The organism is Campylobacter concisus (assembly GCF_003048445.1).
Taxonomy (GTDB): domain Bacteria; phylum Campylobacterota; class Campylobacteria; order Campylobacterales; family Campylobacteraceae; genus Campylobacter_A; species Campylobacter_A concisus_BF.
The window spans coordinates 16,597-36,362 of sequence record NZ_PIQW01000006.1 but is presented as its reverse complement, the minus strand read 5'-3'; the positions used below and the strand labels follow the sequence as shown (position 1 = coordinate 36,362).

Sequence of the window (19,766 nt, the reverse complement as noted above, 5' to 3'; positions counted from 1 at the left end):
ATTAGATATACTTTGCAAATTATTATTATATATTTAGAGGTTAAAAATTTGAAAGCAGATATAAATTTAGAGCTATTTCTGGGCGAAGATACGCAGGTTTTAGCAAAGCATATAGCGCTACTTAAAGCGATAAAAGAGACAAAAAGCATCACAAAAGCGGCTGAGGTTGTCGGCATATCATATAAAAACGCTTGGGACTGCTTAGATACGATAAACAACAAAAGCAGCAAGCCTCTCATCATAAGAGCTGATGGCAACAAGAAAAATAGCGGTTCAGAGCTTAGCCCATACGCCAAAAAACTGATAAAAATTTACGACGCTATCCTCGAGACGCAAAAGGACTTTTTGCAAAAAATTTGTCAAAAGGTTGATTTCGAAGATGTTGATATCATAAATTTACAAAGAATGAGTATGAATCTAAGCGCTAGAAACCAGCTCTCATGCGAGATCGTTAGCATAAACAGAGGTGCTGTAAATTCTGAAATCATAGCAAAGCTAAGCAATGGCAACACGCTTGAAGCGACCATAACAGTTGAGAGCGAGAAAAATTTAGGCCTAAAAGTGGGTCAAAAGGTAGTTTTCATCTTTAAAGCGCCCTCTGTCATCCTTGCAAAAAATCTTGATATAAAAATAAGCACTAAAAATCAGCTAAAAGGCGAGGTCATCGAGGCAAAGATAGGCGCTGTAAATGCCGAGGTCACGCTAAAACTAAGCGACGAGCAAACTTTAACTGCCATCATCACAAAAGATAGCGCGATGGATATGCAAATAGGCGTTGGTGACACGCTTTTAGCAATAGTAAAATCATCTCAAATCATTATAGGAGTATAAATGAAAAAGGTTTTTAAATTTCTATGTGTGGCAGCTCTGCTTGCCATAAACGCACTTGGCGCAGAGGTAAATGTCTATGCCGCAGCAAACACGACTTACGCGTTTCCAGAGCTCATAAAAGAGTTTAACAAGCTTCATCCAGACGCTAAGATCAATCTAACTCTTGGCGCAAGCGGCGGCCTTGTCACGCAGATACAAAACTCAGCTCCAGCTGATATCTTCATGGCTGCCGATATGGGCTTTGCGCAAAAGGCATACGACACAGGCTTTGCAGTGGCTGCGCCAAAAGTTTATGCACAAGGCGCTTTGGCGATCTTTTCTATAAGAGACGTGGACTTTAAAAAGGGCATCGAAGTGGTTCGTGGCTTAAAAGCGATCTCAATAGCAAATCCAGAGACTGCACCTTACGGCAAGGCTAGCATCGAGGCTCTTAAAAATGCAAAACTTTATGACGAAGTAGAGAAAAACATCGTCTATGCTCAAAAAATTTCTGAGACACTTTCTCAAGCATTGAGCGCTTCAGATGTTGGATTTATCGCTGCTAGTGCATTGTTTGACAAAAAAATGGAAAAATACAAAGAGGGCACTAACTACATCTTCGTACCTCAAGAGCTCTACACTCCGATCGATCAAGGCATAGTGCTCTTAAAACATGCTGATAATAACGCTGATGCGAAGGCATTTTATGAGTTTGTCTTAGGCGAAAAGGCAAGAGAAATTTTCAAGAAATTTGGCTACAACGTCCCAGCTAAATGATTAGAGCAAAGATCGTTCAAATTTCATCTAAAGATGGCGTCAGCTTTTTTGAGCTTGAGTGCTTAAATTTAGGGACAAATTTATATATGCTAGCCTTAAATGAGGCTAGCAAATTTGCTCTAAATGATGAGGTGAGCTTAAATTTCAAAAGCTCAGACGTCGTCCTATCAAGGCTTAGACCTGAGGCTAGTTCGCTTGAAAATGAGCTAAAATGCGAGGTCGCTGGCATAACTCGCGGTGAAATTTTAAGCATAGTTAGCCTAAAGTGTGAGCAGTTTTTCTTTGAAGCGATCATCTCAGATCACGCTCTAAAAGGGCTAAATTTAGCAGTAGGCGAGCAAGTCTTTGCCTATATAAAATCAACAAGTATCCACGTAAGCGCTTAAAAATGATAGAAATTTCTTGTAAAAAAGAGCTAAATGGCGGTGGCGGTAAATTTATGCTTGAGGCTGAGCTTGCCTTTGAAAGTGGCGAGTTTGTCGCACTTTATGGAGCAAGTGGCGGAGGTAAAACGACGATTTTAAGACTTATCGCTGGCTTTGAAACCCCGCAAAGTGGCGTGATAAAGGTTGGAGATAAGATCTTTTTTGATAAAAATACAAATTTAGCCCCGCAAAAGCGAAATATCGGCTTTTTGTTTCAAGACTACGCCCTCTTTGAAAATATGAATGTCTTTAAAAATTTGCTCTTTGCAAATAATGATGAAAATTTAGCAAACAAACTACTTGAAATTTGCGAGCTAAAGAGCCTAAAAAACGCCAAGATAGGCGAACTCTCAGGTGGTCAAAAGCAGCGCGTAGCACTTGCTCGTGCGGTGATGAGAAAGCCAGAAATTTTACTGCTAGATGAGCCACTAAGTGCCCTAGATAACGCCATGCGCGAGAAGCTGCAAGACTATTTGCTAGCGCTTCACGATGAGTTTAAGATGAGCGTTATTTTAGTAAGTCACGACATAGCTGAAATTTACAAGCTTTGTAGCAAGGTTTTCGTCCTTGAAAATGGCAAAATTTCAAGGTCTGGCAGTGCGAGCGAGATATTTTTAAAAAGTGCAGGATCGCAGAAATTTGCATTTAACGCTAAGGTTTTGGAGATCAAAAAGCGTGACGCCATTTTTGTAGCAAGCGTGCTAATAAACCGTCAAATTTGCGAGGTCGTGCTAAGTAGCGCAGAAGCTAGTGGGCTAAGAGCTGGCGACACGGTGGTGGTTAGCACAAAAGCCTTTGGCGTAAATTTGGTAAAAGCATGATGAGTGAGCTAGCAAATATTGATTACGAGCCGTTTTGGCTCTCGCTAAAACTCTCTTTTATCACGACATTTATACTATTTTTCGTCTGCGTAGGGCTTGCTTACTTTATGTCGCAAAAGAAATTCTTTGGCAAGGCATTTTTAGAGTCCATCATCTCGCTGCCTTTGGTGCTGCCACCAAGCGTTCTTGGCTTTTATCTGCTCATTTTTCTCTCGCCTTACTCATTTTTTGGCAAATTTATAGAAGAGCTCTTTGGCGTGAGGCTAGTTTTTAACTTCACTGGCCTTGTTGTGGCAAGCTGCATCTACTCGCTGCCATTTATGTTTGGGCCTATTTATGCTGGGCTAAATAGCCTAAAAAAGAGCCTTTTTGAGGCGAGCTACAGCCTTGGTAAAAGCAAGCTCACGACCATTTTTAGGGTCATCTTGCCAAGCATCAGATCAAATTTACTAACCGCGATCGTTGTTAGTTTTGCTCATACAATGGGCGAGTTTGGCGTGGTTTTGATGATAGGTGGCAGCGTGGCTGGAGAGAGCAAGGTCGCTAGTATCGCGATATTTGAAACAGTTGAGATGCTTGACTATACCAAAGCTCATATATACGCACTTTTGATGCTAATAATCAGCTTTTTCGTCCTTTTTATCGTCTATTTTTTAAATTCAAAAAAAGCTTAAAGATATATAATAGATAAAATTTTTAAAGGACAAAACATGATAAAAGTGCCTACAAGCATCTATCTAAGGACTTTAGACGGTAAAGAATTTGACTTTTCAGCCTTTGCAAGGACCCACGACTGCGTAGTTTTTATCTATCCAAAGATAGGTGAGGACTTCGAGCTTTTAAGCGAACAGCTACAAAAAACTGCTGGCATGAAGGGCTGCACGAAGCAAGCTATAAACTACAAAAAACTTCTTAAAGAATTTAACGATCTTGGCTTTATGGTAGTAGCTATTGGCTCCCAAGATATCGCTGCTCAGAAGAAATTTGAAGAAGAGACAGCAACTGGCGTGATGTTTTTAAATGATAGCGAGTTTATGCTAGAGCGCGCGCTTGAACTACCTGTATTTGCAGCTTCAAATGGACATAAATTTTACTTTCGTCAAACACTTATCATAAAAGGCGGCAATATAAGGCGCGCATATATCGTTGATGAACCTGAAAACGACGCTAAAAATATGCTGGAGAAGATAAAAAACGAAGACTACTAAGGATAGAAAATGGACAAAAATAGCAAGATCGAAAAGTCTTATGACGAGCTAACATATAAATCAGCAGCATTTGCGCAGTCATCGCCCTATAAACTAGAGGCTTGCGCTACACTTCTTGGCATCAATCCACCGCCTTGCAAAAACGCAAAAATTTTGGAGATAGGGTGCAGTTTTGGTGGGAATTTGATCCCATTTGCCGTAAACAACGAGAACGCAAGAGTAGTTGGCATCGACCTTAGCGGCGAGCAAATAAGGCGTGGCAAAGAGATCGTTAAAGAGATAGGACTAAGCAATTTAGAGCTAATCCACGGCGATATCTGCGAGTTTAAAAGTGATGAGAAATTTGACTACATCATCGCTCACGGCGTCTTTAGCTGGGTACCTGACTTTGTAAAAGATGCTATTTTAAGGGTCGTAAGAGAAAATTTAAGCCAAAACGGCGTGGCGTTTATCTCTTACAATGTCTATCCTGGCTGGAAGATAAAAGATGTCGTGCGTGATCTTATGCTACTTGCCGCAAAGGATCAGAATAGCACAGAAGAGAGGCTAAAAGCTGCTAAAGAGGCGCTTTTAATCTTTAAGGAAATTTTACTAGCCAAAGACAATGAAATATACGAGAAACAAATACCTCTCAAGGTACTTCTTTTTTGGATAGATAATATTCTTAGCAAAAGTGATTTTTACGTAGCACATGAGTTTTTAGAAGAGATAAACGATCCATTTTACTTTAAAGATTTTAACGCTATGCTTGTTAAAAACGAGCTTGCCTATCTTTGCGAATGCGGACTTGAAGATATATTGGCTCCTAATATTGGCATGGAACTTGCAGATAGCTATAAAGATAAGAAATTTAAAGACAGGATCGATCTAGAGCAGTTTATAGATATAGTTAGCAACAGGGTCTTTAGACAAAGCCTCATCGTGCATGCTAAGGCTTATGAGAGTGTGGCAAACAAACAAATAGGACCAAGTGATGTAAATAAAATTCACATTGTGGATGACTTTATAAAAAAAGATGATGGGTGGCACGATAAATTTGCTCTTATGCCTCAAGATATCTCTTGGCTTTGTGAGGTATTTTACAAAATGTATCCAGCAAGTATAAATCTCTCTCAAATTTTAGAGATTTTGCCAGAAGATAAGCTAGCAGTTTATAGCGCTTTTGTAAGGCTTTTAACAAACTCGGCAGACGCAATGATCGTAAAAGATGAGCTAAAAGATATAGAATATGCTCCAAATCACTCAAGGCTAAAGACAAATTTAACTGGCTATATAAAGTACTTTTTAAATCACAAAGATAATACAGACATAATCTTTGCAAATAAATTTGGACTCGCAGAACAGCTTAGCATGCTTGATTACTACATATTTTTACTACTTGATGGCAAAAATACTTTAGAAGAAATAACGGCTAAGAGTTTGAAATTTATAAAAGAAAACAGCATAAAAATATCTGACAAAAATGGCAAAGAGCTTAAAAATGACAGATTAGTAGCTCACATAAAAAGCTACGTCATAGGCACAGCAAAGATAGCTAGCATGCTCTATTTGCTTGAGGAAATTTAAAATGAAAAGAACTTTAGCTCTTATATTTTGTCTTTTTCTTATAGGTTGTGCTAGCAAGCCAAGCGTGAAAAATCTAAATCTTAAAAGCAGCCTAAACTACGGCGGCGAAGAGCTTGCAAAGATACTTGAGCAAGACGATACAGTGGCTTTTAGTAGCAACTTGCGTGAGGGGGTTTTTATCTACATAAGTAACGCTAAAGTCGCAAACTATCTTGGCGTAGTAAGGGCTGAGAGACACGCTAAATTTAACGTAAAAGAGCTAGGCAAAAACGATCTTTTGATAAAAAGCGTAAATGATCTAACGCAAAGTTTTGATGCTAGTTTAGAGCGAGCTAGAGAGCTAAAATGTGGCACTTTGGTGATCAGGCTAAAAGATAAATTTCAAGATTTAAAAGCGGCAAATAAATTTTTAGAGCAAAACGAAAGCGCATTTTTAAAGATGAGTGGTGAGATAAGGTGCAAGTAGCTTTATCTGCCCTGCTCTATAAGCTTAAAAACTTCATCTTCTAAGCCCAAAGTATTTTTGCCAAAAGCTACGTAAAATGGGCTTTTTAGATCAGCTAGCTTGTAGCTTGGCTCGCATCTGTCGCTAGCGTTTAAGACCTTGCCACCGCTAAATTTCACCACCGCCTCGCCTGCAGCATTGTCCCAAAGATAGCTTGGACTAAATCTCACATATATCCCGCCAAGCTCAGCCAAACGGCAAAATTTAATGGCAGATCCGATGCATTTTTGCTCTAAATTTAAACTATCTCTTATAAGCGTGGCCCTCTTTGTCTCGCCTCTTCTGCTTGAAAAGATGAAGTTATTTAAGCTTTTAGCTTTTTCATTTAGATCTTGCCTTTCTACGACCTCATCATTAGCGCCTAAAATTTCTTTAAAAGCGCCGTTTTCATCAGCGTAAAAAAGCTCTTTGCTAACCGGGATAAAAATGACGCCAAGCACCGGCCTAGCCTCTTTTATAAGCGCTATACAAACGCAAAATTCGCCGTTTCTAGCCAAAAATTCTTTTGTGCCATCAAGGGGATCAACTAACCAAAATTCATCTTTATCGCTCTCTTGCAAGATGCTCTCTTCAGAGCAAATTTTTATCCCGCTTTTACTTAGCTCTTTTAGTATCACCTCATTTGCCGCTAGATCAGCGCTAGTTAGCGGCGAGCTGTCATCTTTTAGGCAGACTTTAAGTGCCTCGCCATTAGATGAGTAAATTTTCATTATCTCACTCCCAGCGCTGATGGCTGCCTTGATGGCTAAGTTTAAAAGCTCGCTCATTTTGGTGTTCTGTTTGTCTCTCCGACGTAGAGCTGTCTTGGGCGGACGATCTTTATAGTGTCTTGTTCTTTTAGCTCGATCCACTGGCTGATCCAGCCTGGCGTCCTACCGATGACAAAGATAACGGCAAACATATTATTTGGTATGCCAAGCGCCTTTAGGATGAGCCCTGAGTGAAAATCAACATTTGGATACAAATTTCTACTCACAAAGTAGTCGTCATTTAGCGCGATCTCTTCGATGCGGTTAGCGATCTTTATAAGCTCTGAGCTAATGCCGATCTCATCCATCAGCTGATCTCTCATCTTTTTAAGCACCTTTGCGCGCGGGTCGAAGTTTTTATAGACCCTGTGACCAAAGCCCATTAGTCTAAACGGATCGTTCTTATCCTTTGCTCTAGCGATATATTTATCGACGTTTGCGGCCGAGCCGATCTCTTCAAGCTGGCGGATAACACCCTCGTTTGCGCCGCCATGAGCCCAGCCCCAAAGTGCGCCGATACCTGCACTTATACATGCGTATGGGTGAGCATGCGTTGAGCCAACGGTCCTAACGGTAGTCGTTGAGGCATTTTGCTCATGATCAGCGTGGAGCATAAAGACCGTGTCAAGCGCCTTTATCTCGATAGGCTTAAGATCGACGTGCTCGTATGGATAGCCCCTCATCATGTAGAGGAAATTTTCTGTAAAGCCACGATCTAAATTTGGATAGATGATAGGAAGTCCGCGTGAGTAGCGGTAGCTAAAGGCCGCTATCGTTGGGATCTTGGCGATTATCCTCATAGCCATCTCGTGGTACTCTTCAGGTTTATCCATATTTAGGTGGTCTGAGTAAAAGGCACTTAGCGCTGAGACCGCTGCTTGCAGGATCGCCATAGGGTGCGCCTTGTCTGGAAATGCGTCAAAAAGCTTCATCATACCCTCGTGTATGAAGCTTCTTTTTTTGAGCTCATCTTTAAAGCCCCTGTATTGTTCGTTAGTTGGTAGCTCTTTGTTTAAAAGCAGGTAGGCAACGTCTAAAAATGTCTTATTTTCAGCCAAATATGCGATGTCGTAGCCCCTATACATGAGCTCGCCCTTTAGGCCGTCGATGTAGGTTATGGCTGAGCGGCACATCGCAGTTGAGGTGTAGCCCCTGTCAAAGGTAAACATCCCAGTGTCGCTAAAGAAGGTCGATATGTCGATGACATCTGGCCCCATAGTGCCTTTTAGGATAGGAAATTCATAGCTCTTGCCAGTTCGGTTGTCGATTAGCGTGGCTGTATTTGATGACATTTTTACTCCTTGCTTTTTGATTGCATTAAAATTTTGATGATTATAGCTCCTATTATAGCTTGTGCGAGGCTTGCTAGGATGAAAGATGAGTAAGAATAGTCACTTATCTCGCCTGATTTGTGTGCGATAGTAGCAACTGCGATCAAAAGAGTGAGCGGCATAGACTGCGAAACTGAAAACAAAAATATCCCTCTAAAGCCAAGCTTGCCCAAAAAGAGCAAACTAGATACAACTCTCGTGCCAAGCATCGCTAAAAATATAAAAATAGCATCCTTTATCACTTCGCTAGATCCTAGGCTTGAAAGCTTGAAAGTCGAGCCTATGTGGATGAAAAATATCGGTACTAAAAAGCCAAATCCAAAGCTTGAAAGCTTGTGCGGCAAGTCCTTTTTGTGATCAAAAAATGTCGTGATAAACATACCTGCGATAAACGCGCCAAAGGCGACTTCTAAATTTAGATAGAGCATCAAGGCTATCATCGTGAAAAATACCGCGATGCAAAGCCTGATGTCCTTCTCGTCCTTGTCGTAGTGTGGCATGAGTACCACTTTAAGCCCCGGATACCACCAAAAAAGCACGTCCAAAATTTTAAAGCTAAGCACGCTGATAGCTAAAAATAGGATCAAATAGCCAATTGTTAGCCATAAATTTATGCTCGCTCCAAACTGCAAGTAAGCAGCGGTAAATGTTAGAAGTGTGATGCTTAAAAGCTCGCCGATAGTTGCTATTAGCATGCTTAAATTTAGCCACTCTTGCTGCTTGCCATACTCCTTAAATAGTGTAAATACCATACCAACGGCCATTATCGGGATGATGATGATGTAAAGCAGGCTAAGCTCAAGTCCTAGCGTCAGGGCCGTGGCTAGAGCGTAGATGAGCGCAAGGTAGATGAGCCCAAGGCGCAAAATTTTACGGTCGATGTTTATGAGCATCCTAAGATCGATCTCCATGCCAGCTAGAAACATCAAAAAGAAAAAGCCAACTTCGCTGATGAGCTTAAACATCTCGTTTTCGCCGACAACTCCGATGTAGCCAGCAACCGCCCCAAGTAGTATCTCAGCAGGCGCGACTGGGATGCGTAAAATTTTAGAAATATAAGGCGAAGCAAAGACGATAAATGCCAAAACGACAAGGATGCTAAGCTCGCTTGCTTGGTGTAACTGCAAAAAGATCCTTAAAATAAAAATGCCTGATTGTATAAAAAGCTTTGTTATTTTTTAATTAATCTAAGCGAAATTTGGGCAAAATGGCGGCTATTTTATAAATTTGGAGTGAAATTTTATGCGTAAATTTAGCCTTTTTATTTTGATATTTTTTGGCGTCTTTTGCTTAGCAGATGAGCCAAATTTAGTTGAGAGTTTTAAATTTGATGGCAGCACATTTTATAAAAAGCAAGTGGTTAAAAATGAGAGTTTTTACTTTTTAAAAAATGAAAACATGGACGAGCACTTTGCTTCTTTTAGAGTAAAGTTTGACAAAGATGTCAAGACAAAAAACGAGCTAGAAGAGCTAAAAATAGCTCTTAAGCAAGATAAAAACGTGCTTTTTAGTGAAGAAAATGATCAAATTTTAGCCCTCATAAAAGATGAAACTAAGAGCAAAAATATAGAAATAATCCACTTTTTACTTAAAAAAGATGGAGTTCTGATGCTTTCGTATGAGAGAATTTACGATCCAAAAACCTTAGCAGATGCACTTAAACCGGTACTTTTAAGCGAAGCTAGAAATTTTATGCTACAGATGCCAAAGGTAGAAGCTAGGTAGAGAGGCGCATGTGGCGGCACACTGCATGTGGTTTTGTTAAATTTGAGCAAATTTTAAATTTTATGAACAAGTAATTTCGGCTCTGATTTTAGTGGCAAGCTTTGCGAGACCTAAAATCAGTAGCCAATTCTTGCGAATGAATGAAATTTTAAAATTTGCAAAATGGCATAAAAGAAGTTATTTATTACACACCTTAAAAAACCTTACAAATTTTTACCAAGCAAAATGCCAAGATAGCTTGCGAACAGGCAGAGAGCGAGGTTTAAAAAGATATTTAAAAAGCCTTTTATGAGTTCGCCTTCTAGTAAAAATTTCACGCTATCAAGGCTAAAGCTTGAAAATGTGGTAAAGCCGCCAAGTATGCCAACGACCAAGAAAACCCTCGCGCTTTGGCTTAAATTTAGGCAAAATAAAACGCCGATAATGAAGCTACCAAGCACATTTACACCAATCGTGGCTAGGGGAAAGTGGCTAAATTTTAGCAGCTCTCCAGCTAAAAACCTGCACCCAGCCCCGATAAAGCCTCCAAGCCCAGCAAAAAGCAAATTTACAAGCATTAGTGGCAGATGCTTGCAAAGCTAAAACCGCGCCTTGTAAGCTCCTCGATGTCCTTGCTTGCCTTCTCGCCCTTTGCGGTGAGGTAGTCGCCTATCACGATCGCATCGGCGCCATTTTCGAAGATCTCATACTGCCTCTCGCCCAATATCTTCTCCCTGCCACCAGCTATCATGACCCTAGTTTCTGGTAGCGCCCTTTTGGTCTCACGCACGATTTTTAAGGCTTCATCCGCGCTAAGAGGAGGCAGATCAAGGCGCAGGGCGTCACTTTTTATGAAAAAATTTATAGGCGACGAAAACGGCTCAAGCTCTTTTAAGCTAGCTCTAAAACTAACCCTATCGGCCTCGCTCTCGCCAACGCCGTAAATGCCGCCAGTGCAAAGCATGAGCCCAGCCCTTTTTGCGTCTAAATTTGTCTGATATCGCTCGTCCCAAGAGTGCGTTGTGCAGATTTTTGAGAAAAACTCGCGGCTTGTTTCGAGGTTGTGGTTGTAGCTAAAAACGCCAGCATTTTTAAGCTCACAAAGCTGCTCGTAAGTCGCCATGCCGTTACATGCGATGAGCATCAAATTTGGCACTTCTTTGCTCACGGCGCGCGCCAAAGAAGCGATGTAGTCGGTCTTTTTGTCATTCAGCCTAGCGCCACTTGTGACTAAACAAAAGCCAAGAGCGTGGTTTTTATAAGCCATTTTGGCCTCGTCCACCACCTGCTGCACGCTTTTTTCTTTAAATTTTGTGATATCAGCGCCAGCTTTGGCACTTTGCGTGCAATAAGCGCAGTCCTCAGCGCAGTTTCCCTGAGTGACGGAACATATCGCACAAAGCATGATTGTTTTCATTTTTTATCCTTTTTTGGGGCGTATTATATTTAAAATTTAAGTAGAGTGGCTTGTAAATTTACGAAAAACAGGCAAATTTTAAAATTAGAGCTGGCATATCACGGCTCTAAATTTAGTGCTAAACGAAGTGCATCCTAGATTTAGTATTCTGCTAAGGCGAACAAGTGGAATTTTAAAAATTTATAAAAAAATTTTTAGAAATTTAATGTTTTTTTCTTTGTTAAGGGGGAAGAGGCTTGAATTACGCTCTGCTTGCAGTTGCGAGCTTGCGAAACAAAGAAGCTCCCTTCCCCTTAACAATCCCCTATCTGCTTGCAGTTACGAGACGAAGTCGAAGCAAAGCTCGATGACGTTAGAGGTACGCACTATCGTGCCGCATATGTTTTATGCCAAAGGTAAGTTTCAAACAAATTTTAAAACTTTCTCTTTGAAATAAAACTATGCGAAAAATTTAAATTTTACAGCATCATCTTTTCTTATAAATTTCCGCTCTCTCTTTTAAAAGCCCTATTTTTAAATTTGGCAAAGCACTAAGCTCGTCAAAAAGTCCAAAAAGCGCATGCTGTGGCGGCAGGCTGAGGTGAGTGAGGGATTTTAGAGACAAGACAGGCAAGTAGTCCTTGCTTTTTAGCCTAGCCACCAAGATCACAAGGCTGGTTAGCTCAGGCATCTGGCGTAAAAACTCTAAGCTTTCGATGCGGATAAATTTAGGCGAAAGTCCGTCGCCACTGATCTCTAAGCTCTTTAAATTTTGCAAATTTGAAAGCACAGAGTAGTCGCTTATCTTTTGAAAATTCTCCACCGCAAGGCTTTCAAGTACGGCAAGTTTAGCGATCGGTGCTATGCTTTTTACGCTTGCACCAGAGCCGATAAAAAGGCTCTTTAGACTAGAAATATTTGCCAGCGCGTCAAGGCTCTCATACGAGCCCCATTTGATGTGAAGACTTTTTAAATTTCTTTGGCAGCACACCGCGTCAAAGAGCTCTTGAGGCATTTTGGTGCAAAAGCTAAGCTCATCAAATGCCTCTTGCTCGCTTCTTAAAAAGTAGCACCACTCATCAAGCACAGCTCTTTTTTGCTTGGCGGTTTTATACTGCGGCGCGAAGCTATCTCCTAGCTGCGTGCAGTTTATCACAAGGCTCTTTTGCCATTTATACTGGCTAACTTGTGTGATAGTTTCAGGCATTTAAAGTCCAAATTTATAAAAGCCAAATTTAGGCTCAAAAGCTCAAATTTGGCTAGAAATTTTAGTTTTCAGAAACTAACGTCTTTTTCTTGCACTTTGTGCACTCTATAAATGTACCTTTTTTAAGCTCTTTTTTGATCATATCGCCGCCGCACTCGTCGCATTTTTGCGCGACTGGCTCGTAGTTTGAGATGAAGTCACATTTTGGATAGTTGGCGCATCCAAAAAATTTACCGCGCCTGCTAAATCTCTCTACGATCTCACCACCGCATTTTGGACATGGCACGTCAAGCTTTTTAAGCTCGCGTTTTGGCTTAGCTGCCGCAGTAGTGCCTGCATCTGCACTCTTTTCATTATCTTTTGCGATGTTTCTTGAGTATTTGCATTTTGGGAAATTTGAACAAGCGATAAATTCGCCATATCTGCCCTTTCTAAGCACTAGCTCGCTTCCGCACTCTGGGCACTTCTCGCCGATCGGAGTGGCTGTTTTTAGGCTTTTTATGCCAGTTTTGCCAGCGCTTATTTTTTCCATAAATGGATAGTAAAAGTCGCTTAGCACCTTTTGCCAGTCAGCCTTGTCAAGCGCGATCTCATCGAGCTTTTCTTCAAGATGTGAGGTAAATTCGCTATCTACGATGTTGCTAAAGTGCTCCTCCAAAACGCCTATCATGCTAAATGCGATCTCGTTTGGTATGAGCTGCTTTTTCTCGATCCTCACGTAGTCTCTTGATGTTAGTAGCGAGATGGTCGGTGCGTAGGTGCTTGGACGGCCAATGCCTAGGCTTTCTAGCTTTTTAACAAGGCCAGCTTCAGAGTACCTAGCTGGCGGCTCGGTGAAGTTTTGCGTGCTTTTTATGCTTTGCAAACTCATCTCGTCGCCCTTTTTTAAATTTGGCAAAATTTTATCCTTATCAAGCTCGCCATAAACCTTGTAAAAGCCGTCAAATAGCACCTTTCTACCACTTATCTTAAACTCGCCTTTTTCGCTTGCGACATAGACGTTTTGCGTTTGGTTCACACATGCGCTCATTTGGCAGGCTAAAAATCTATTGTAGATGAGCGTGTAGAGCTTGAGCGCGTCTTTTTCTAAAAATTTAGCGGCGATTTGCGGTGTGAAGTTTAAATTTGTAGGGCGGATCGCTTCGTGGGCTTCTTGCGCGCCTTTTGAGCTTGTCGTGTAGCTTATCGCTTTGGCTGGCAGATACTCTTTGCCGTAGTTTTGCAGGATGTGCTCTCTAGCTGCCGCTACGGCCTCTTTGGCTAAATTTAAGCTGTCCGTTCTCATATATGTGATCGCACCCATGAAACCATCGTTTGTTTGCACGCCCTCGTAGAGGCTTTGTGCGATCATCATCGTCTTTTTAGGGCTAAAGCCAAGGCGGTTGCTCGCACTTTGCTGAAGGGTTGAGGTCATAAATGGCGGGCTTGGCTGGATCTTTCTATCCTTGCTCTCGATCTCACGGACGCTAAATTTCTCATTTTGTAAATTTTCAATGATATATTTTGCGCGGTCTGGGTTTTGGATAGTGAGCTTTTCGATCTTTTGGTTTTCAAATTTAACTAGCTCAGCGTCTAGGTCTTTTTTGAAAATGGTGTCAATGGTGTAGTATTCAACCGGTTTAAATGCCTGAATTTCACGCTCGCGATCGACTATTATCTTTAGCGCCGCACTTTGCACACGGCCAGCACTTAGCCCTTTTTGTATCTTTAAATTTAAAAGCGGGCTTAGCTTGTAGCCAACGATGCGGTCAAGTAAGCGCCTTGTTTGCTGGGCATTGACGCTGTTCATATCGACGTGTCTTGGGCTTTTTAGAGCGTTTTGTATGGCGCTTTTGGTGATCTCGTGAAAGACGATGCGAGGCAGGCTAGTTGGCTCCTTGCCGATGGCATTTGCGATGTGAAATGCGATCGCCTCACCCTCCCTATCCTCATCGGTCGCGAGGTAAATTTCATCTGCACCCTTGGCAAGCTCTTTTATCTCTTTTACGATGGCGGAGTGATCGCTGCTGATGCGATACTCTGGGGTAAATTTATCATCCTCTACCTTGATGCCAAAGCTCGTTTTTGGCAGGTCTCTGATGTGACCTTTTGAAGCGATGACGTTGTAGCTTTTATCTAAGAAATTTTTTATAGTCTTTGCTTTTGCGGGAGATTCCACGATGATTAAGCTTTTCATTTATATATAGCCTTTGAATTTTTTGGCGTAATTGTAGCAGAAATAATTTTTTAGAGTGTAACGTGTGAAAAATTTTTAGATGGAGCGCGATTTTTGTTTTTTATAAAAAATTTTTATGCATAGCTCTAAACTTTTTTAAAAATTAATCGATATAGTTTTCGTGCGACATGAAGTCGTAACTTAAAACATAAAAGGATTTACAATGAGTTTTCGTATTAACACAAACGTAAACGCACTTAACACACACGCTAACGCAGTTAGCAACAACGTTGACCTATCTAAGTCACTTAACAAACTTAGTTCTGGTCTTAGAATTCAAACAGCTGCAGATGACGCTTCAGGTCTATCTATCGCAGATAGCTTAAGAAGTCAAGCTTCAGCTCTAGGTCAAGCTATTGCAAATGGTAATGATGCTATTGGTATCATTCAAGTTGCCGACAAAGCTATGGACGAGCAGCTAAAAATTCTTGATACTATCAAGACTAAAGCTACTCAATCAGCTCAAGACGGCCAAACAACTCAATCACGCCAATCATTGCAAGCTGATATCGTTCGTCTAATGGAGGAGCTTGACAATATCGGTAACACTACTTCATTTAACGGTCAGCAACTACTAAACGGAACATTTACAAACAAAGAGTTCCAAATAGGTGCTTACTCAAACCAAACTGTTAAAGCAAGTATTGGTGCGACTACATCTGACAAGATCGGTCTTACACGTTTTGAGAGCTCAAAACTACTTACAGCTATGGGCAAGATAGACCTTAAATTTTTAAAAGTTGATGGTGTAAATGATGTTGGCGTTACATCTGCTGTTATCTCAACAGGCATTGGTAAAGGTCTTGGCGCTTTGGTTGAAAATATCAATAAAGTTGCTGATAAAACTGGTGTTAGAGCTACAGCTGATGTTACTTGGAAAGCTAGTGCTGCTATTACTGGTGGTTTAATCAAAGATCTAAAAATCAATGGTGTAATCATTGGTGACCTAGATGTTAAAGCAAATGACTCAAATGGCGCACTTGTAAATGCTATCAACTCTGTAAAAGATCAAACTGGTGTTGAGGCTTCTGTTGATGCTGAAACTGGCAAAATGGTGCTAACAAGCCGTGATGGTCGTGCTATTGTTGCAACTGGTAAAGATATCTCAAATGGTCTTGGTAGCAAAGGTGAAGCTGCCAAAGGTACAGCTATTAGTAAATTTGTTGGAAGACTAAACCTAGTTCGCCTTGATGGTAGAGATATCAAGCTAGAAGGAACGGCTGCTTTTAAACTAGACAAAGCATTTGACTATTCAAGTGGTGGTTCAGAGCAATCAGTATCATTAAGAGACGTAAGAGGTCAAATAGAAGGCAAACTAGCTATGGCTATGGGCTTTCAAAGGATGGATGAGAAACTAACAAAAAACCAATCTGCAGGTGTTATGACACTTCGTGGTGCAATGGGTGTTATGAGTATCGCTGAGTCAGCTCAAAAAACACTTGATCAAGTTCGTTCAGACCTTGGTTCAGTCCAAAACCAACTTCAAGCTACAGTTAATAACATAACTGTAACTCAAGTTAACGTAAAATCAGCAGAATCACAAATCAGGGACGTAGATTTTGCTAGCGAGTCTGCTAACTTCTCAAAACATAACATCCTAGCTCAATCAGGTGCTTATGCTATGAGTCAAGCAAACAGCGTTCAACAAAACGTAATGAAGCTACTACAATAACGTAGCTAGTTAAATTAAGTTTTAAATAGGGCTTTGTTGCAGTAGCAAAGCCTTAATGTGTTAATGCTTTTACAATACGCAAACCCCCAGCCCCAAAGCTAGTCTTTGGGGTTTTAATCTACTAAAATACCAAGACATTAATCAATTATTTATAGTTGTAACCTTTTTAGCTAGTTTAGTTTGAAGGATTTGCATTTTTATTTTTTTAGAGACCATGAAATTTATAAAATTTAGTGAGTTAAATAAAGAAAGATGCAAGTAGAAAAACTCTACTTGCAAGTTAGTTTATATGCTTAGTGTAAAATTTTCCTTCGCATTTCCTATCTCATTTTTTGTTATAAGATTTCTTTTTTTAAGCTCGGCTATAAGCGCTTTTGAAGCCTTTTTAGTTACCTCTATATCAGCATTTATGCCTCCAGCTGCAGAGAACATCCAGTACTTGTGCATCTCGACCCATTCAAGTAGTTTATTTACTTTTTGAATCTTAGTATCGCTAGGAGCTACTGAAATTTTTGCTAGCTCAAGCTCTTGATAATAAACTGAAATTTGTATGACATTTTCTATATATTTTTTATAACCTCGCTTTGCGATCGCATCCTTTAGCTTATCTATCTTTTTAGTTATTTTAAGAAGCTCATTAAAATGCTTTTCAGTTATTTTATTTTCATTGTTTAGTTTAAGCAACTTATCTATGCTAGGCACTACATCTAAAAAGACTTTTTCTATTTGATGTTTGACTTGGCTTTGGATTTTTACCTTTGTCCTTATTACCTCATAGGCTTTTAGTAAATTTTTATTTATAATCGTTTCACTATCTTTTCTGATGTTAGGTAATGTCTTTGCCTTTTTGCCTTTGCAAAGCTCTTTCATAACATCCAAAAATGGTCTTTCTATAGTTCCTTCTATTCTAGCACCACCTTCTGTGCAATTATAAGACTTAATGCTTTCCAAACTTGATTGGGCAATGTCATTTTCAAACTGATTCTTAAATAATGTCCAGACATATGTTGTCCTAACCTCTCCAACTCCGCCATAAGCCTTAATATATAAATTTTCATCAGCTTGCGCAAAAGCATGTCCTTTTGCATGACTTGCACCATCTTTTCCAAAAGCCAAGTCTTGCCCTATAAAAACAATGTTTTTGTGACCTAAAACATATGCTAATTGATATGCCATATTGGCACAACTGTGCCCAATGCCCAAATATCCATATCTTTTCATACCAAACATTTGCTCTTCTTGCTGAGGTCTCATAGTTAAAACCAGTCTTCTTGGCAAGATATTTTTTATAGTTTGTTTGTGTGCAACAGAAGCAACTATAAAGTATATGTCATCATCGATCTTTGGATATTTTTTCTCAAAAAAAGTTGAAGTTGGTATCATTCTCTCGAGCGATACTACGTAGTCTGGCTTTATATCATGCTTTGCAAGGATTGGGTAAGAAGCATCAACGCTTATGATAGTAGCGTACGGGGCAAATTCTTTAAGCGTTTTAAGCTGTTTGTCCAAGCTTGGGCCAGTTGAGACGATGATAGCTGTATCCATTAAGCCATGTCTTTTCTTTACAAGACTTGCATAACAATAATTTTTAATCATAGGCGTTAAATTTTCACAATTTTGCTTCGTGCCAAGTAAAAGATCGTCAATACTATTGCCATGAGATACTACTATCTGAGAAAATGCTCTTGTAACCTCTTTATTTATCCTTATATAATCTTCTTCAAACTGATCATAAAAAGGCACATGAACCTTAAGGTCGTAAGTCTTGGCATACGAATTTAGCTTAGCTTCTGTCACTAGGTAATAAAAATGCGTATATGTTGCAAATTTTGAGTAAAAAAGTATTATCTGTCCGCTTGCTAGCTCACTTGAAAGATCGACGACATTTAAAACAAGATATATAATTTCGATCTCTGGTTCTATAACCACTATTTTTTGATGAGTTTTATTTTTTGCTAATGCTTTATAAAGTATGCCATTGCCCAGTCCATAAAAAAATAGCATCGGATAACGTTTATAGTCCTTTTCTGTATCTTCAAGTAGCTTTAGAATATCGGCAGCTGGATTATCATATATATATTTAAAAGTATGTTTGTTTATTAAATTTATATCAATAGGGTCTTTTCCTATAAAGATTTCGTAATCTTTATTACCAACAACAGACCAAAGCTTAGCAGCTAAAATTTCATCTTGTTGAAAAAGCGCTTGAAGGTTTTTTTGAAAGATAGGATTTTGTATATTTGCCATCTTACTCTCAAGTACTTTTCGCTTTGCCTCATCTGTCTTTTTATGTTTTTTATTTTTAGATACCTCAAGGTCATCTAGTTTATAAACTTTGTTCTCATCACTCATATCAGATCCTCCTTTGTTAATCTCTCACTAAATTTTATATCTCTTTTTGCTTTTTTCCGACTAGCTCTTTTAGAAATTTAGGGTGCAAGCCGTATCCTGGGCGCACGCTCCTTATATTTTGCTCGCTAAAAATTTCACCCTTTTTTATATCTGCACTTGCATAAAGTGAGCGTGAAAATCTCCTGTTTAAAACCGCTTTTTCATCTAGCTCGTAGCTTACTTTGCCCAAAAGCTCTTCAGCCTCTCTAACGCACTTTGCCATAAGAGCAAATTCTCTCTTATCAAGACTAAATGCGCTATCAACACTTTTTACGCTTTTATCAAGTATAAAATGTTTTTCAATTATCCTAGCACCCAAACTAACCGCAACAACTGGGGCTGTCACGCCTAAAGTGTGATCTGAAAAGCCCACTTCAACGCCAAATTTCTCTCTCATATCAGCTATCGTTTGTAAATTCATGCCATTTAGCGGTGCTGGGTAGCTTGAAGTGCATTTTAAAAGGGCGATGTCGTTATTGCCTGCATTTTTGCAAATTTGCACCACGTCTCTTATCTCTTCTTCGTAGGCTATGCCAGTTGAAATGATAATGGGCCTACCTTTTTTGGCCACAAACTCTACAAAATCATAGTCTGTCACTTCAAAACTAGCAATCTTATAAGCTGGCGGGTTAAACTGCTCTAAAAAGTTGGCATCATCCTTGCAAAATGGGCTTGAAAAGCAGACAAGTCCCTCCTCTTTTGCCACTTTAAAAAGCTCAGCGTGCCACTCTTTTGGCGTTAGCGCCTCTTGATAAAGCTCGTATAAATTTCGCTCGTCCCAAAGTCCGCCATTTATGACAAAGTCATCTAGGTGCGAATTTAGAGTCAAACTATCAGGCGTATATGTCTGAAGCTTTATCGCGTCAGCTCCAGCGCGCTTAGCTGCTTTTATTGTATCTATCGCCGTTTTTAGGCTACCGCTGTGATTAGCAGAGAGCTCTGCTATTATAAAGACCTTTTTGTCTGTATCAAAATTTCCTATTTTCATC

At 39.9% G+C, this 19,766-nt stretch carries 18 protein-coding genes and 1 pseudogene; 10 read left to right on the top strand and 9 right to left on the bottom strand.

Annotated features, from left to right (window positions below; all coding sequences use genetic code 11):
• The first annotated feature begins 48 nt into the window (after positions 1-48).
• From CVT14_RS04705 to CVT14_RS04670, 8 genes are read left to right on the top strand one after another with little or no spacing between them, the layout of a single operon-like run.
• On the top strand, positions 49-831 hold the full coding sequence (locus CVT14_RS04705) for a TOBE domain-containing protein (RefSeq protein WP_107849819.1): 783 nt from the start codon (positions 49-51) through the stop codon (positions 829-831).
• Positions 832-1,587 carry a molybdate ABC transporter substrate-binding protein gene (modA, locus tag CVT14_RS04700; RefSeq protein WP_021088999.1) on the top strand — a complete coding sequence of 252 codons (756 nt, stop codon included), beginning with the start codon at positions 832-834 and terminating at the stop codon, positions 1,585-1,587.
• The gene (locus tag CVT14_RS04695) at positions 1,584-1,973 is read left to right on the top strand and encodes a TOBE domain-containing protein (protein ID WP_021088941.1); all 390 of its coding nucleotides are present in this window, start codon (positions 1,584-1,586) and stop codon (positions 1,971-1,973) included. The genes modA and CVT14_RS04695 overlap by 4 nt, the downstream gene beginning before the upstream one ends.
• A 2-nt stretch (positions 1,974-1,975) precedes the next feature.
• Entirely contained in the window at positions 1,976-2,833 is an 858-nt protein-coding gene (locus tag CVT14_RS04690) for a sulfate/molybdate ABC transporter ATP-binding protein (RefSeq protein WP_021088991.1), read from the top strand.
• On the top strand, positions 2,833-3,507 hold the full coding sequence (gene modB, locus CVT14_RS04685; RefSeq protein WP_035169850.1) for a molybdate ABC transporter permease subunit: 675 nt from the start codon (positions 2,833-2,835) through the stop codon (positions 3,505-3,507). The genes CVT14_RS04690 and modB overlap by 1 nt, the downstream gene beginning before the upstream one ends.
• A gap of 36 nt (positions 3,508-3,543) precedes the next feature.
• Positions 3,544-4,041, top strand: a complete 498-nt coding sequence (locus CVT14_RS04680; protein ID WP_021084665.1) for a redoxin family protein — start codon at positions 3,544-3,546, stop codon at positions 4,039-4,041.
• Positions 4,042-4,050: 9 nt separating this feature from the next.
• Positions 4,051-5,607 (top strand): class I SAM-dependent methyltransferase, encoded by a 1,557-nt coding sequence (locus tag CVT14_RS04675; protein WP_021088934.1) that lies wholly within the window; start codon positions 4,051-4,053, stop codon positions 5,605-5,607.
• A gap of 1 nt (position 5,608) precedes the next feature.
• Positions 5,609-6,073 (top strand): damage-inducible protein, encoded by a 465-nt coding sequence (locus tag CVT14_RS04670; RefSeq protein ID WP_107849818.1) that lies wholly within the window; start codon positions 5,609-5,611, stop codon positions 6,071-6,073.
• Between the two features lie 2 nt (positions 6,074-6,075).
• On the opposite strand, the gene CVT14_RS04665 is transcribed toward CVT14_RS04670, so the two are convergent.
• The 3 genes from CVT14_RS04665 to CVT14_RS04655 are packed head-to-tail and all read right to left on the bottom strand — an operon-like array spanning position 6,076 to position 9,319.
• Positions 6,076-6,879: a 3'(2'),5'-bisphosphate nucleotidase CysQ gene (locus CVT14_RS04665; RefSeq protein WP_107849817.1), complete on the bottom strand. Its 804-nt coding sequence runs from the start codon at positions 6,877-6,879 to the stop codon at positions 6,076-6,078.
• The gene (locus CVT14_RS04660) at positions 6,876-8,153 is read right to left on the bottom strand and encodes a citrate synthase (protein ID WP_107849816.1); all 1,278 of its coding nucleotides are present in this window, start codon (positions 8,151-8,153) and stop codon (positions 6,876-6,878) included. Before CVT14_RS04660 ends, CVT14_RS04665 begins: the two co-directional genes overlap by 4 nt.
• A gap of 2 nt (positions 8,154-8,155) precedes the next feature.
• Entirely contained in the window at positions 8,156-9,319 is a 1,164-nt protein-coding gene (locus tag CVT14_RS04655) for a cation:proton antiporter (protein WP_107849815.1), read from the bottom strand.
• 115 nt (positions 9,320-9,434) lie between these two features.
• Between CVT14_RS04655 and CVT14_RS04650 the strand changes: the two genes are divergently transcribed.
• The gene (locus CVT14_RS04650; RefSeq protein ID WP_021088997.1) at positions 9,435-9,917 is read left to right on the top strand and encodes a hypothetical protein; all 483 of its coding nucleotides are present in this window, start codon (positions 9,435-9,437) and stop codon (positions 9,915-9,917) included.
• A gap of 203 nt (positions 9,918-10,120) precedes the next feature.
• Here CVT14_RS04650 and crcB read toward each other — a convergent pair whose 3' ends face one another.
• From crcB to topA, 4 genes are all read right to left on the bottom strand, one after another.
• Entirely contained in the window at positions 10,121-10,474 is a 354-nt protein-coding gene (gene crcB / locus CVT14_RS04645) for a fluoride efflux transporter CrcB (protein WP_021088882.1), read from the bottom strand.
• The gene (locus CVT14_RS04640; RefSeq protein ID WP_107849814.1) at positions 10,474-11,313 is read right to left on the bottom strand and encodes a biotin synthase; all 840 of its coding nucleotides are present in this window, start codon (positions 11,311-11,313) and stop codon (positions 10,474-10,476) included. Before CVT14_RS04640 ends, crcB begins: the two co-directional genes overlap by 1 nt.
• A 466-nt stretch (positions 11,314-11,779) precedes the next feature.
• Positions 11,780-12,499, bottom strand: coding sequence for a hypothetical protein (locus tag CVT14_RS04630; RefSeq protein ID WP_021088933.1), 720 nt, complete (start codon positions 12,497-12,499; stop codon positions 11,780-11,782).
• Positions 12,500-12,560: 61 nt separating this feature from the next.
• Positions 12,561-14,675, bottom strand: coding sequence for a type I DNA topoisomerase (gene topA, locus CVT14_RS04625; RefSeq protein ID WP_021088986.1), 2,115 nt, complete (start codon positions 14,673-14,675; stop codon positions 12,561-12,563).
• 202 nt (positions 14,676-14,877) lie between these two features.
• On the opposite strand from topA, the gene CVT14_RS04620 reads away from it, so the two are divergent.
• Positions 14,878-16,386, top strand: a complete 1,509-nt coding sequence (locus CVT14_RS04620) for a flagellin B (RefSeq protein WP_021088899.1) — start codon at positions 14,878-14,880, stop codon at positions 16,384-16,386.
• A gap of 285 nt (positions 16,387-16,671) precedes the next feature.
• Here the strand turns inward: CVT14_RS04620 and CVT14_RS04615 are convergent, their stop codons facing one another.
• Together CVT14_RS04615 and pseI are read right to left on the bottom strand one after the other, a co-directional pair.
• Positions 16,672-18,738, bottom strand: coding sequence for a motility associated factor glycosyltransferase family protein (locus tag CVT14_RS04615; RefSeq protein ID WP_021088984.1), 2,067 nt, complete (start codon positions 18,736-18,738; stop codon positions 16,672-16,674).
• A pseudogene (gene pseI, locus CVT14_RS04610) lies at positions 18,735-19,765 on the bottom strand (pseudaminic acid synthase). The gene CVT14_RS04615 and the pseudogene pseI overlap by 4 nt, the downstream one beginning before the upstream one ends.
• Position 19,766 lies beyond the last annotated feature (1 nt).

Excerpts from the sequence above, each read along its gene's own strand:
- topA (WP_021088986.1), bottom strand. The coding sequence starts at position 14,675 with ATGAAAAGCTTAATCATCGTGGAATCTCCCGCAAAAGCAAAGACTATA.
- CVT14_RS04615 (WP_021088984.1), bottom strand. The coding sequence starts at position 18,738 with ATGAGTGATGAGAACAAAGTTTATAAACTAGATGACCTTGAGGTATCT.
- CVT14_RS04665 (WP_107849817.1), bottom strand. The coding sequence starts at position 6,879 with ATGAGCGAGCTTTTAAACTTAGCCATCAAGGCAGCCATCAGCGCTGGG.
- CVT14_RS04675 (WP_021088934.1), top strand. The coding sequence starts at position 4,051 with ATGGACAAAAATAGCAAGATCGAAAAGTCTTATGACGAGCTAACATAT.
- modA (WP_021088999.1), top strand. The coding sequence starts at position 832 with ATGAAAAAGGTTTTTAAATTTCTATGTGTGGCAGCTCTGCTTGCCATA.
- CVT14_RS04650 (WP_021088997.1), top strand. The coding sequence starts at position 9,435 with ATGCGTAAATTTAGCCTTTTTATTTTGATATTTTTTGGCGTCTTTTGC.
- CVT14_RS04660 (WP_107849816.1), bottom strand. The coding sequence starts at position 8,153 with ATGTCATCAAATACAGCCACGCTAATCGACAACCGAACTGGCAAGAGC.
- crcB (WP_021088882.1), bottom strand. The coding sequence starts at position 10,474 with ATGCTTGTAAATTTGCTTTTTGCTGGGCTTGGAGGCTTTATCGGGGCT.
- CVT14_RS04630 (WP_021088933.1), bottom strand. The coding sequence starts at position 12,499 with ATGCCTGAAACTATCACACAAGTTAGCCAGTATAAATGGCAAAAGAGC.
- CVT14_RS04680 (WP_021084665.1), top strand. The coding sequence starts at position 3,544 with ATGATAAAAGTGCCTACAAGCATCTATCTAAGGACTTTAGACGGTAAA.
- CVT14_RS04640 (WP_107849814.1), bottom strand. The coding sequence starts at position 11,313 with ATGAAAACAATCATGCTTTGTGCGATATGTTCCGTCACTCAGGGAAAC.
- CVT14_RS04670 (WP_107849818.1), top strand. The coding sequence starts at position 5,609 with ATGAAAAGAACTTTAGCTCTTATATTTTGTCTTTTTCTTATAGGTTGT.
- CVT14_RS04620 (WP_021088899.1), top strand. The coding sequence starts at position 14,878 with ATGAGTTTTCGTATTAACACAAACGTAAACGCACTTAACACACACGCT.
- CVT14_RS04690 (WP_021088991.1), top strand. The coding sequence starts at position 1,976 with ATGATAGAAATTTCTTGTAAAAAAGAGCTAAATGGCGGTGGCGGTAAA.
- modB (WP_035169850.1), top strand. The coding sequence starts at position 2,833 with ATGAGTGAGCTAGCAAATATTGATTACGAGCCGTTTTGGCTCTCGCTA.
- CVT14_RS04695 (WP_021088941.1), top strand. The coding sequence starts at position 1,584 with ATGATTAGAGCAAAGATCGTTCAAATTTCATCTAAAGATGGCGTCAGC.